Source organism: Microbacterium sp. ZW T5_45, assembly GCF_044987415.1.
Classification (GTDB): Bacteria; Actinomycetota; Actinomycetes; order Actinomycetales; family Microbacteriaceae; genus Microbacterium.
Genome location: NZ_JBJDRJ010000088.1, coordinates 1 through 650 on the forward strand (window position 1 = coordinate 1; position 650 = coordinate 650).

Sequence of the window (650 nt, forward strand, 5' to 3'; positions counted from 1 at the left end):
TCGTTGCGGCGGCGCTTGCGCTGGTGGGTGATCGCGAAGCGGTGCGCCTCGTCGCGAAGCCGCTGCAGCAGGTACAGGGCCTCGCTCGTGCGCGGCAGGATGACCGGGAAGTCGTCGTCGGGCAGCCAGATCTCCTCCAACCGCTTCGCGATGCCGCACAGGGCGATATCGGTGCGGCCGGAATCACGCAGGGCGCGAGCAGCCGCTGCCACCTGGGGCTGGCCGCCGTCCACGATCAGCAGCTGCGGCGGGTAGGAGAAGCGGCGACGCCTGCGCGGCGCCTCCTCACCCTCCTGCGTCGCGGGCTCGGCCTCGACCGGTTCGTCCAGGCGGGCGAGACGACGCGTGAGCGTCTGATACATCGAGTCGGTGTCGTCCGTGGTCTCGGTGATCGAGAACGTGCGGTACTGATCTTTGCGCGGCAGGCCGTCTTCGAACACGACCATCGATGCGACGACGTTGGTTCCCGAGAGGTGCGAGATATCGAAGCACTCGATGCGCAGCGGTGCCTCGGCCATGCCGAGTGCCTCCTGCAGATCGGTGAGCGCCTGGGTCCGCGCGACATAGTCGCTCGTCCGCCGGGTCTTGTGCAGGATGAGCGCCTGCTGAGCGTTCGTCGTGGCTGTGCGCAGCAGGCGCTCATCCTGCAC

At 68.3% G+C, this 650-nt stretch carries 1 pseudogene; it reads right to left on the minus strand.

The features are described 5' to 3' along the window. Window positions 1-650 (minus strand): annotated as a pseudogene (locus tag ACI3KS_RS19625) (excinuclease ABC subunit C); the annotation flags it as partial.